The following is a 13,063-nucleotide window of genomic DNA, read 5'->3' as shown; positions in this document are numbered from 1 at the left end:
ATCAGGTCATTGAAAATACAGCTGTGGTGATCCCAAATGATGGCCGCTTCCGCCTATAAAAAGTGAACAGGTAAATTTGATGAACAATGGGAGCGTGATGTGATGGGTAAAAAATGGTGTTTGATTGGTTTGATGTGGATCAACCTAAGTTATGGTGTTTCATTGGTTGGCAACATTCAATTCACCCATGATGCTGCATTCATTGATGGCGATTCTCAAGTTCAATCAAGATTTGGTCATACTTTACTGATACGGCCTGGTCAATACACCACCACCAATGGGCAGACCACAACAGAACATGTTGATGGGTATTTATACATTGGTATCCCCAATTACAGCTCGGATGGATTGCTTGAAAACGGTGCGGTAAGCCAGATCAGGCTATCACCCGGTAAAGGGCCTTACGCCGACAGCAGCAATGTTCTGTACACCCAAAACTCACCGAATGTTGCTGACAGTGAAGAGGATGACGATGGTTTTGGTTATGCCCTTGCGGCAGGAAGGTTTGGCGGCAGTGAAACCGCAGAAAATTTTAAGTGGGATCTCATCATCGCCGCACCTCGCGAACAATTGAGTGGTGATGATAATGCCGGTGTGGTCCATAATTTGTATCCTGAATTATCCGATCCTGAGCCATTTGTGCTAATACACCAGGACATTGACGGCATTTCTGAATCGGTTGAAGCCTTTGATTTATTTGGTTTTGCTTTGGTTACTGGTGATTTCAATGGTGACAACGCCGATGATTTGGCCATTGGTGTACCCGGTGAGTCCATCGGTGGTGATGTTGCTGCGGGCGCCGTCAATATTGTCATGGGTGATTCGCAGTTTAATATGAATTTAGCACGCATTGAGCTGTCTGCCAACAACCAACAACTGTTCAGTCAGGATACCCCCTCAATTCCCAGTGGCGCCAATCCAGGCGAACAGTTTGGCTACAGCCTGGCAACCGGTGACTTTAATGGAGATGGCATAGATGATCTGGCCATTGGAGCACCTTCTGATCAGGTGGGCGGGGAGCGTGCCGGCAGTTTGCATGTGCTTCGCGGTGTGGAAACAGGCGTTCCCAATGTCAATCAAAATGGCCTGACCAACGTTGCCAGCCAAATCTTTAACCAGGACTCAGGCAGCATCGCTGGCGGCAGTGAAGAGGGCGACCGGTTTGCTTACTCGTTGGCGGCCTGTGACTTTGACAACGATGGTAATGATGACTTGGCCATTGGGGTTCCCGGAGAACGGCTCAATGATCAGGACATGGCCGGCGCGGTGAACATCCTCTACGGCACAGCGTCAGACCAGGCTGGTAATGGCGGTGGCTTAAGTGATGCCAGGAACATCATGATTCATCAGGACACCGCTGGAATAGCTGGTCTTGTTGAACAAGGTGATGAGTTTGGTAAAGCACTGGCTTGTGGTGACCTCAATGCTGATGATTTTGCCGATTTGGTTATTGGTATCCCTAATGAAGACATCGGTGATTTGGAAAACAGTGGTCTGGTTGGTATTGTCTATGGGTCAGATAGCGGTTTGGATTTGAGTACTTATGATGATTTTGATATGAGTTTTTTAGATGAGCCGGGCGTCGTATCTGCGCACACAAGATTTGGGGCCGCTTTAACCATTGGTGATGCCGATCTGGACGGCAAAAACGACTTGCTCATCAGTTCAGTTGTGCTCAATGCCGCTGGCCCGCCCGACTCGGTCATGGTGCTGTTCCAGGATCCTGATTTGATCCGCCGACAAAATTTTGAACCGCGATATTAAGGATTGATACATGATGTCTGGACTTCATTTTGATGGTTCAAGTGAACGACTTAATAAGTCGTTATTCGTTCACCAACCAAGTCGGTGGCCCGAGCAGTTCAACAGTCCTCCAGATGTACAGTGTTCCTATCCCATGGGCTGGTAAAATGTTTGCCTGGGAGAATGACTTCAATGTATCGTTGTTTTTCAACAGCTCAAAGTCGAAGGGGGCTGTGTTTATCTGTCTTGTGGTTTCTGATACACTAATAAAACTCCATAATTCAATGGTCTGTGGTGCTTTTGGCCTCACGTATCTTTGGCCACAGGTTTTAATGACAGAAGAAAACAACTCAGATGAAAGACCCGTTGAGACCAATGAAAACACATGGACTACCGATGAGTTGATCAATGAGGCCTACCCGGAGCTCAAACGCATGGCACGGCGACAATTGCGCCGGGAGTCAGGTCAGGCTTTTCAAACCACAGAATTGGTTAACGAGGCCGTGATGCGCTGGTTCAAAGGTCAGCAATCGCCCCATTCACCTTTGGCCTGGATGGCCATCATGGCCAAAGTCATGCGCAATGTCCTGGTCGATGAAGCCCGTTCACGTCATGCCCAAAAACGCGGCAATAACCCTCAGAAAATCACCATGAACATCCATGCTGATTTGGCCGAAGAGGCCCACAATGGCTATGAAATTCTGGATTTGGAAGCCGCATTGAATCAGCTACTTGCTCTGGATGCCAGAAAAGCTGAAGTCATTGAATGCCACTATTTTGGTGGCATGACGGTGAAGGAAATGGCCACACATTTCGCAGTGGGTGAAGCCACGATTAAACGAGACCTGATCACCGCCAGGGCCTGGATAGGCAGTCAAATTAAACCATGAATAATCAATCCTTTCTCATCCTGGATGAGCATTTTCAGGCCATTATCCAGCTGCCTCAATCAGAGCAGGCCAAGGCCATTGATGCTTTTGCCAGCAAACACCCTGAGTTGCTCAACACCCTGCAAGACATGCTCAAGGTACACCAGTCTGAACAAGATTCTGTGGAATCTGCCGTTGTTTCAGCCAGTCAAATGTTTGACGAAGAACCACCGGAACGCATCGGTTCCTGGCGGGTGCTGAATCTTTTGGGCCGTGGCGGTATGGGGGATGTGTATCTGGCCCAAAGGGATGATGGCGAGTATGAGCGTCAGGTGGCGATCAAACTGATGCGCTCAGGTCAGCAGAACCTCCGTCATCGGTTTGTTGAGGAGCGTCAGGTATTGGCCAGTTTGCAGCACCCGAATATTGCCACTTTACTGGATGGCGGGCAATGGCAAAGTGATGACGAAACGGTGCAGCCTTATCTGGTGATGGAATATGTTCAGGGTGAAGACATTCTCAGTTATGCGAATAAACATGACCTCAATCAGCGCCAACGTCTGGCGTTGTTTCTTGACTTGTGTGCGGCGGTTCAGTTTGCACATCAGCGGCTGATCGTGCACCGGGACATCAAACCAGCCAATGTGTTGATTGATGACTCGGGACAAGTGAAATTGTTGGACTTTGGCATTGCCAAATGGATCGATGAAGACCAGGGTCATGCCAATACGGGCTCCATGACCAGCATCATGACCCCGCAATTCGCTTCTCCGGAACAGTTGAATGGTGGTTTATTGACGACGGCCACAGATGTGTATGCCTTGGGTGTGCTGCTGTATCATTTGCTCAGCGGGAAAGGGCCGCATGAACTACAAGACAAGGCGATTGGAGAAATAGCCAATTTGTTGCACAAAGCACAGCCTACGCCATTGAGTCAGTTAAACCCGAAGATCGATCCTGTCATCGACCCCATTTTATTGGCATGTTGTCAGGCTGATCCGGCCAACAGGTACCAAAGTGTCAGCTTGTTGGCTGAGGACATCAAACGGTTTGTTCATCATGAGCCCATCCTGATGAAGCCACCTGGTTTTTGGCAATCTGTCCGTTTGTTTTGTCAAAGAAACACCGGGGGAGTGGTTGCTGCCGTTGCATTCACTGCGGTGCTGTCGTTGCTGTTGGGGTTTCATTTGTACCGACTGGACATTGAACAAAGCCGTGTGCTGGCACAGGTAGAACGGTCTGATCGGGTTTCCGGGTTTATGGTGAATTTATTTGACCGGGCTAATCCCATGGTGGCTCAAGGACAAGCCATTGATCCCAAAGCATTGTTGGATCAAGGCCTCAAGGAGATTGAATCAGAACTGGCGGATGAACCAGAATTACAAACCCAGCTCTACCAAACCATCGGTCGGGCTTACCTGAAGCTGGGGAAATACCCGGACGCCAAAGCAGCCATCGAAAAAGCCCTGGCCGGGTTGGACAGAACCGAAGACGAAGATGTCGAGCAACGGGCCGGTTTACATCTGTTGATGGCAGACATTACGTTCAATTCAGGCAGTGCTGAGGACAGCAAACACCATTCAACCCTCGCCAAAGACATCGTCACAAAGCGGTTTGGTCAATACCACAGGGTGGTGGCCACAGCCCTCAACAACCTCGGCGTTATGGCATGCAACGCCAGCCAGTTTGAGGTGTGTCTATCCCATCACCAACAATCACTGGCCATTCGGACGGCTTTGCATGGCCCTGATCATGACCGGGTGGGTACGGCGCATAATTACGTCGCCATGGCCTATGATCATCAGGGGATGTTTGATGAAGCCATTGGACATTACCGTGAAGCGTTGCGCATCCTCAAATTGAGCTTCGGTGAGCGACACCCAAAAGTGATTGATGGTCATGCCAACCTGGCTGGAGGTTTGACCCAGGCAGGTCACACCGATGAGGCGAAAGAACACCTGGTGGTGGCGGTCAAATCTGCCCGACAAGTGCATGCTGCTGACAGTCCTGAGTTGGCTGGCATACTGTTAATGAAAGCCTTTCTACACAATCAGCTGGAGGAGTTTGCGCAGGCTTTGCCATTGTCTGAAGAGGTGTTGATGATTGAACGCCGGGCCCGTGGCAACGCACACCCTTATGTGGCTTATGATTTGAATCTGGTGGGACGGGGACAGTTGGGTATCGGACGGCTTGATGAGGCAGAACAAAGCTACACCGAAGCCATACAGATCATGCAGGCTGCCAGCGATCAACCTGACTACATCCTGATGACTGCACAACAGGGCCTGGGTCGGGTTTACAACGCCAAAGGTCAGTTTGAACAGGCCCAAAACATCCTCAATGACACCTGGGAGACCCGCAAAACAATGGATGGTCCGGACAGCTGGGTCACGGTCTGGACCCGTTATGATCTGGGTGAGGCTGCACACGGTTTGGGCGATATTGAAACAGCCAGAGCACACTGGCAAGCTGTATTGAACCATGCCACCAAAGCCTTCCCACCGGGAGATCCCCGAACGGTTAAAACCCAACAAGCATTGCACAAACTGGAATGAGATGATCCCAAAGACTGATGGCTTACGCCTATATCACTGAGCCACAGAGAAATAAGCCAACATGTCTTTACCAAAACGATTGAATCGCCTGAACCGGGTGACCCTGGTGCTGGGTTGTTTGTTAGCCGCTCCGGCCTACGCCAATCCCCCCCAAACTGCAGTGTTTGATCGCGAAAAAGCCTTTGAACAACGGGGTGATGCCATCAATGATGCGTGTGTTTATGGCCAGGGTGTAGCTTACAACGCGGCTTTTGGCGCCGCGCTGGTGGGCAGTTTTGAAGCGTCACTTGCCAGCTATGCATTGAACCTTGGGCTCAAGGGTTGTGCGCCCATCTTGTACCGGCCTGAAGATGTTGTTTTCAACCCGGGCAACAATTGCAGTGTCACTGTCGATCATGAAAGGGAAGTTGAATACCGCAACAACATTCTGAGTGTGCCGACTTCGCGGGATCAGCACTGGGGTGCATTTGGCACACCCACGACTTTTCACTGGAACACTGCCACACGGGTTGACTTCAATACTTTTGGCACCGACATCACCACTGATTTAAACGACCAATACACGGTGCCGGTTGGTAACCATTACCTACAATGGACAGCAGAAACCCTGGTCTCTCCGATTGATTTTGTGTTCATCTACATTCCGGGTTTGCCCAAAGGGGTGGAAAAATATCTGGGTGGCACTGCCGGTGTAATAGCCGCTGAAACCATTTTAAACATCGGCATTGAGTTGGGCAAATTTCCCCTGGGTACCGCTTTGAATGAAGTGTTTGATCCGTTTCCCAGTGGTGCCATCAACATCGATTATCAAAAAGTCAGTGTGTTGGATCTGTTTGCGCCCACATTCAGCGCCTTGGGCAGTCAGGATTTCGTTTTTGAAGCCGTGGACATTGGTGGCACCACATTTGATTCACTCAATGTGGCCACCAACCTGAGCAATGGCGATGTACTGCGCCAGGCATTCATCGTGGAGGACAACTGTGATGGACAGGTCGAACTGATCGCAGAGAAAGGCTTTTGGCCACTGAATGAACAAAGCACCCACACCTGGACCGCCAAAGACAATGGCCCCAATGCCGAAGGTGAGCGGAATGAAACCACCTTCACGCAAAACATCACCGTGGTTGACACCATAGACCCGATCATTGTGGCCCCACCCAGCCTGGCTTTTGAGGGTAACCTGGTTGATGGCAAAACCAACATCTCACGTATGGGCATGGGTGTCCCTCAGGTGTTTGATTTGGGTGACCCCGACATCAGCATCACCGCCACAGGCGTGACTTTTTTTACCGACAACTTCAACAGAGAGCGGGTTGAGTTGTTGGGGGGTATCAACGAAGTCATCTGGACCGCCACCGACACCAGTGGCAACAGTGCCTCTGTCACTCAAATCATCAACGTCAAACAACAGGGCACCAATCAGCTGCCATCGGCCGATGCCAACAGCGTCAATGCGCAAACTTTTGATTTTGTTCAAATCCCCTTACAAGGTTTTGACCCCGATGGTGACCCGCTGAGTTTTCACCTTGAGACACTGCCGCAAAACGGCTTTTTCAAATCACCTTTGTTGCCATTTTTCATTGATGATTTCCGACTGCCTAAGCTGTCCACTGATTGCCGGGACCGGCCACCTGAGCAAGTGGCCAACCCCTCTTATGTCACCACCACCGACGATAAGATCACCTATGTACTGGATGTGGGCACCAATTCAGGCTGTGATCCGGATAACCAAAATCCTCTGGCCAATCATCGGGTGGCCATCTTCGATGAAAATGGACAATATGTGACGCACAGAAACATGCCCAGAAAGGCGGATATTTTTGGACTGAAAGTGCACCCTGAACGCAATGAAGTGATTTACACGGCGTATGACCCGGTTAATGAACCTCAACGCCCCATCATTTATCGCCTGGATGCACAAACCCTGCAAACCGTACAACAATACACCACTGAAGACGCACCCTGGAGCTCGGTCAATGCGGCCAACATCAGTGATGACGAAGTGATGTACCTGTCTCCGGGTTGCGATCGGGTCTGGGTGTTTGATTTGCATGACGCCATTCCCATCAACCCCATTGCCAACTATCTGCCCGGTACGTCAACCAACCCAGGTCCTTGTCCGGATACCGCCCCACCAGGTTTTCAGTTGATCAAGTTGTGTGATGGCAATAACTGCGTCGATGATGACCGCGACGTGGCACGGGACATCAACTTCACCGCTGAGGGTGACATCCTGGTGTCCACTGCCCACCGTTTATTCAAAATCAAAGCCCCCAAGCGCAACGCCAACGGCGATCTGATCCTCAGCAATGACATCAGGTGGTTAGGCAGGTGTTCCGGAGGATCAGGCTGTGACATCACGCGGGGTGCGAGTTTTGGCTTCACCTGCATTGATGGCGTGACCTGTTCGGGTGGCGGCAGTGCTGGCAATGGACGAGGACAGTTTTACCAATTGAGCGGCATCGATGTGGACCCCAATGGCAACATCTATACCGCAGATTGGGGTCAGTTCGGCGATGGCGGCAGCAAAGGGCGCATCCAGCGCTTCAGTCCGGACGGTTTTTTTGCCGGGGAAGCCAAATCCAGCTGCCCCACTGACACCCGCTGTTTTGTGTTGGGAGATTTTTCCAGACCCAGAGCGATCGGGGTGAATGCTGATCAAATGTTCGTGCTCGATGAACAACTGGATCTGGTGCATGTGTTTCAAACCAGCGTCATCGAATACAACCGGGATGTGTCCAATGACACTGCGATGGTGACGTATGCATCTGATGAAGGGTTCACCGGCACCGACAGTTTCACTTTCCGGGTACGTGATGGCTTTGAATCCAGCGAAAGTGAACCGGCCACCGTCAACATCAATGTGTCGAGAAATTTCCGCCCACCAATATCTGAAAGCGTGACCTTATTCGCCACAGAAGACCAGGTCAGACAATCCATCATGCTGGCCACCGATCCTGATGGTTCACTGGACACCCTCAGTTTCACCATCATCGATCCGCCCAGTCATGGCACGTTGGCTTTTGATGGTGCGGTCAACGGCTTGGGCCAGCCTTACACCTACACCCCCGAAGCTGATTTCAATGGCAGCGATTCATTCACCTTTATCAGCAATGATGGCATTGAAAGTTCCAATCTGGCGGAAGTCACCATTGTGGTTCAACCGGTCAATGATCCGCCAACGATCTCATTGCGTGAGTCAGGCGTCGCCTCGCGAAGCATTGCCAACAACACCATCAATATCGCCCGTGGGTATGCGACAGATTTCACCTTCCGGGTGGATGAAATTGATGATGTGGATTTGTATTGGGTCAGCATTGACTTGGGTGATGGCAGTGAAATGCTCTATGAAGATGACATCACCGATGGCAGCATCGATGGCATCGCTTTGTTGCCGGATTTACGGGGTGCTGATTTGGTGATCCAACACACCTACACTGAGGATGCCGATATGGAGGTCTGTGTGACGGATAATGTGGTTCTCTTGGAAGGCATTAAACTGCCCACAGCGACATCAACCACAGTGTGTGAGGTCTTTCAAATCAATGCCATTCCCATGGCCGATGTGCAGGTCAGCATCGAAGGCAGCCAGGTGGTTTCCCGAATACAGAATCATTTAACCTTTGATGTGGTGTTGCGCAACCGGGCGGCCGAGAATAATTCGGCCCTGGATGCCAACAATGTCTCGACATCACTGATTCTGGATCAACGACTGAATGTGATCAATTGGCAAAACCCATCCGGTGGTCAATGCAACCTCAATGGCGATGACTTTCAATGCACCATCAACACCTTAACTCAAGGGAGTCAGACCGTGATACCCATGACGGTTTCATTGGATCACACTCAGCAAGCCGGAGATCGCTACCTCATCATGGTTGATACAACCGCGGACCAGGATGATCCCTTGCTGCCCAATGCGGCCGCATTGGATGTTTCTGTCGCACCGATCAGTGACATCATCGTCAACACAGCGGTGGATGAAAGCACCTCATGTGCCTTGTTGTGTGGCGAGGATGGTTTGTCCTGCCCGGCAGTGGGTGAATACATGCCCCAATGCTCGCTCCGCTCGGCTTTACAACTGGCCAATGGTTTACCCGGTGAACAAAGCATCGGTCTGGGGACTCAGGTGCATCGGGTGGACCCCGATGTGGGTCAGTGGTACATCTTTGATGACACCCGGTTACTCGGCAGTGGCGTCGATCAAACGGTGCTTTCAGGCATGAATGCCGGCCGGGTCCTGAGTGTTTCCAGTGGCAACAATGCCCACATCAGTGGCCTGACCATCCGTGATGGCTTCACCGAATTCTCCGGTGGTGGCCTGTCCATCAGTCCCGGTGCTCAGGTCACTTTAGAAGACGTCTGGGTGACGGGTAACAAAGCCCTGTCAGGTGGCGGCATTCACCACCGGGGCGATCAGCTGATGTTGCGTTCAGTGAGCATCACTGACAACCAGGCACTGGATGGAAACGGTCAAAATTCATTGGCCGGTGGCCTGTATTTGGGGGGCTTTGCCCAATTACAAAACACCACCGTTTCCAACAACAGTTCAGAAACACTGGCCGCTGGCATCGCTGTGGCCAACAACGCCTCGGCGGGTATTTTCAACAGCACCATCACCGAAAACATCAGTCAGCTCACCACCGGCGGTGTGTCGGTGAACAGTGGCTCACGGCTGGATGTGTATATGAGCATCCTCAGTGGCAATCAACGCGCCACAGAGACGGGCTTGTCAGCCAACGATTGTCAGATCTCCACAAACGGTCAGTTCATCAGCTTTGGTTACAATGTCCTGGGTCAATGGTGTGGCAATGGCAATGGTTTGGATCTGCTGTCGACCGATCCCATGTTGTTTCCTTTGGGTGATTATGGTGGACAAACACCCACCCACAAACCCCGATCGGGTTCAGTGGCCATAGACATTGGACTAAGCAACTGTGATGCAGCAGTCGATCAACGCGGTTTACCACGTCCAGCTGATGGCGATATGGACGGGCATGTTTTGTGTGATTCAGGTGCGGTTGAAGTGTTGGTGGTTGAAGAGATTTTTTCCAATGGATTTGAATAAACAGTGATCAGTACAAAGGAACAGTTCGCTCATTAACAACAAGGGAGAAACTGACAATTCAAAGCCCATTGCTTGCACAATGGGCTTTTGCACCAAGTCTTTGCAAGCTGTTCAGCAAATCGCCATGATTTTTCAATTCCAATCTATCTGATAAACCGGATCCAGCGCCACAGGTTGAGGATGTCGGCCATGGCTGCGGCGACGTAGGTCAGGGCGCAGGCTTTGAGGATCTGGCGTACTTTCGGCAGCTGGTCACTGCTGAGGTAGCCTTCAGAAAGTATTGGCATGGCTTTGTTGAAACTGGCATCGTACTCTTCGGGTAACACCGCCACATGCATCAACACCGAAACAATCATGGTCGCCAGTCCAATGATGATGGTCAGTACAGCCAAATGAGGAATGCGGAATACCACTGCCAAAAAGGGCGCAGCCATGAGAAACATCACCCCAAAGTGACGGATGCGGTAGGCTTTCCCCAGGTATTTGTCCCTCAGGCGACTGACGGGTTCTTCACGGCAGAACTGGATGGCGTGACCCACTTCATGGGCGGCTACCGCAACCGCGGTGAGTGATTTACCATCAAAATGATCGGGGCTGAGCGAAACCACTTTGTTTTGTGGATCATAATGGTCTTCGCCGGGTTGGCCTTTGACCACCCGCACACCGTCAAGCTCAAAACGTTCAATCAGGTGTACGGCCAGCTCTCCACCGGTGCCGTCCAGATGATCCAATTGGGCGTTGTGTTTGCGCAGCACATACTTCACCCACAATTGAGGGCCAAAGATGATCAATATAAAGATGATGATGAGTACGATGGGCATGATCAAAGGATTTAACTATGAAGTTTTGTGGTGGTCAAGTGACCTGACACAAATCAGTGGCGGTTTACTTATTTAAAGGTCTTCGATTGAGCCATTAAGCATGTCATAGGAATGACCTTGGGACTTCATTCACTTTTGTTGCTGACAAAAGTGAATGCCGACTCTACGGATGGAGGAGTTAGGGTCTCGTCTGGAACAGAGACCGAGGCCTCGGTGATCATGTCGTGTGATCAAGCGCTCGACGCTCTGATTCGCTATCGCTCACGGCTTATCGATCATTCCATTATGGCTTCTTGACTTCGTCAAACCACCATATCTGCATGATCTGCCTAATCAAGTCAGCGGGTCGAGCTGATCATCAGCTCTCCTGAGATTTTCAAAATAGCGTCATTTTTTTTAGCGTTCCTGACATTTTCATCATGGGACATTGACCCTGTTAAGTGCAGTTGGATTAAATATGTCTGATCATAATTGATAGAGGAAAATCATGAAAAAAGTATATACCTTTGGACTTTGTTTAACTGCATTTTTGACACCTGAGTCGGTTAATGCAGCGGGTTGGTCCAACAATGCCACCGTCAGTCGGCTATATGCCCGCAGTGAATGTCATGTGTTTGTTAAATTCAGCGGCACCTTATCTAACCCTGATCATTGTGCACAACAGGATTGGTATGTTTTGGAACCCAACAACAGCGGTTTTGAACAAATCTATTCAGCTTTGATGGCTTCGAAGTTTGCCAATGAACCGGCACAAGTCTATTTACAAGGCTGCTCACGGAACAAGCCCAAAATAGCTCATTTAATTGCACAATGAAGCCGATGAGAAAAGCGATTGGAGAAGAACATGAAGTCATACAATAAGGGCTTTTTGGTTGGGCTGACATGGTTCATGGTATGGGTGTTAAGCCCAGTGAATTCGCAAACCAAATCAGTGACTTATGAAGGCTTTACCTTGCCTTTGATGATAGGTCAATCACACCCTTGTAGTCGGGTAAAAAACAATCGAGTCAATGTGGTTTATTTTGATGATTTGGGCCCTATGAAACAAGGAGATCCACAAGCCAGTGGTCAGGTCAATGGCGGAGATGACCCCAATGCGTATCAAGACCTGGCTTTGGTGTTGGGCTTGGCAAAAAAACACGCAGGACGAATCAATTTGCTGGCCGTGGGTTCAAGCAACAATGACCCCAATGCCCACCGATTGGTGCAAGCCATTGTGCGGGCCAACGAGCGGGAGACGCAGGTTGAGGTTTGGCATCAGTCAGACATGATCTCTAAGTTGATGTTGTTGGGACAAAACTGCGCTGGCATCACTGCTGCAAATCCTTTGGTGGTGGCGATCGGTGGTGAGCACAATAAGTTGACTCTGGCCTTGAGCCGTGCCAATTGCAGCCAGGGAGCTGGTTGTTTCAGTCACAAAGTCAGGGCCACTGTATTGGGTGGTTACAACATCAGAGATATTCCAGATCCGCGATGGGGTGATGCCTGGTATTACGAAGGCAATCCCTTGTTGATGGCTGCTGATTTGGAACATTACCTGGGTGACAGTTGGTTGTTATTCACCGATCCTGAGTTCAGAGGCGCCTTCCTCATCGAGTCTGGCACGATTTACACACGCAGTTACCTGGATCAATGGTATGAAACCCATTTACAACGGGTGCTCAGCGGTGTTCGGGATCACCGCAACCGCGACATCGCCACCAACCCAGCATACGTTAATCGGTTGAAAAGCATCAACCACAACAGCCGATTACGCATTGCTGATTTTTTGACGGTGGCCACTTTGATTTGGCCCAACCGAACGGTTGAACAATTAACACAGAAGTCATTCATATTGCCGCAGCTCGAGGCCGCTTTGGCGACTTTGCAATGAGCAGGGAAGCAGAAGATTTAAAGCTCTGAATTCGCAGGTTTTGCGAGTCAATCAGGCGATCATATGGATCAGTCAGCCAGGGTCTAAAACGGGTTAAATCTCATTGAGATCCGGGCTGTCTTTTATTTTAATCA

At 50.3% G+C, this 13,063-nt stretch carries 7 protein-coding genes; 6 read left to right on the top strand and 1 reads right to left on the bottom strand.

The features are described from left to right. Nucleotides 1-102: 102 nt before the first annotated feature. From B0475_RS15565 to B0475_RS15550, 4 genes are all read left to right on the top strand, one after another. The gene (locus B0475_RS15565) at nt 103-1,764 is read left to right on the top strand and encodes an FG-GAP repeat protein (protein WP_077412815.1); all 1,662 of its coding nucleotides are present in this window, start codon (nt 103-105) and stop codon (nt 1,762-1,764) included. A gap of 311 nt (nt 1,765-2,075) precedes the next feature. Beyond that, a complete protein-coding gene (locus B0475_RS15560) occupies nt 2,076-2,633 on the top strand; it encodes an ECF-type sigma factor (protein WP_157893013.1) in 558 nt (185 codons plus the stop codon). Beyond that, nucleotides 2,630-5,167: a serine/threonine-protein kinase gene (locus B0475_RS15555; RefSeq protein WP_077412813.1), complete on the top strand. Its 2,538-nt coding sequence runs from the start codon at nt 2,630-2,632 to the stop codon at nt 5,165-5,167. Before B0475_RS15560 ends, B0475_RS15555 begins: the two co-directional genes overlap by 4 nt. Nucleotides 5,168-5,228: 61 nt before the next feature. Continuing rightward, on the top strand, nt 5,229-10,235 hold the full coding sequence (locus B0475_RS15550; protein ID WP_077412812.1) for a choice-of-anchor Q domain-containing protein: 5,007 nt from the start codon (nt 5,229-5,231) through the stop codon (nt 10,233-10,235). A gap of 143 nt (nt 10,236-10,378) precedes the next feature. Here B0475_RS15550 and B0475_RS15545 read toward each other — a convergent pair whose 3' ends face one another. Further along, entirely contained in the window at nt 10,379-11,056 is a 678-nt protein-coding gene (locus B0475_RS15545; RefSeq protein WP_077412811.1) for a zinc metallopeptidase, read from the bottom strand. 487 nt (nt 11,057-11,543) lie between these two features. Between B0475_RS15545 and B0475_RS15540 the strand changes: the two genes are divergently transcribed. Further along, nucleotides 11,544-11,870, top strand: a complete 327-nt coding sequence (locus B0475_RS15540) for a hypothetical protein (RefSeq protein WP_077412810.1) — start codon at nt 11,544-11,546, stop codon at nt 11,868-11,870. Between the two features lie 30 nt (nt 11,871-11,900). Then, nucleotides 11,901-12,929: a hypothetical protein gene (locus B0475_RS15535; RefSeq protein ID WP_077412809.1), complete on the top strand. Its 1,029-nt coding sequence runs from the start codon at nt 11,901-11,903 to the stop codon at nt 12,927-12,929. The last annotated feature ends 134 nt before the right edge of the window (nt 12,930-13,063 follow it).

It is taken from the genome of Marinicella sediminis, assembly GCF_002000055.1.
GTDB classification, from domain to species: Bacteria; Pseudomonadota; Gammaproteobacteria; order Xanthomonadales; family Marinicellaceae; genus Marinicella; species Marinicella sediminis.
Note: the sequence above shows the minus strand (reverse complement) of the source record. Positions and strands in the feature narration are given on the sequence as shown.

Excerpts from the sequence above, each read along its gene's own strand:
- B0475_RS15565 (WP_077412815.1), top strand. The coding sequence starts at position 103 with ATGGGTAAAAAATGGTGTTTGATTGGTTTGATGTGGATCAACCTAAGT.
- B0475_RS15560 (WP_157893013.1), top strand. The coding sequence starts at position 2,076 with ATGACAGAAGAAAACAACTCAGATGAAAGACCCGTTGAGACCAATGAA.
- B0475_RS15555 (WP_077412813.1), top strand. The coding sequence starts at position 2,630 with ATGAATAATCAATCCTTTCTCATCCTGGATGAGCATTTTCAGGCCATT.
- B0475_RS15550 (WP_077412812.1), top strand. The coding sequence starts at position 5,229 with ATGTCTTTACCAAAACGATTGAATCGCCTGAACCGGGTGACCCTGGTG.
- B0475_RS15545 (WP_077412811.1), bottom strand. The coding sequence starts at position 11,056 with ATGCCCATCGTACTCATCATCATCTTTATATTGATCATCTTTGGCCCT.
- B0475_RS15540 (WP_077412810.1), top strand. The coding sequence starts at position 11,544 with ATGAAAAAAGTATATACCTTTGGACTTTGTTTAACTGCATTTTTGACA.
- B0475_RS15535 (WP_077412809.1), top strand. The coding sequence starts at position 11,901 with ATGAAGTCATACAATAAGGGCTTTTTGGTTGGGCTGACATGGTTCATG.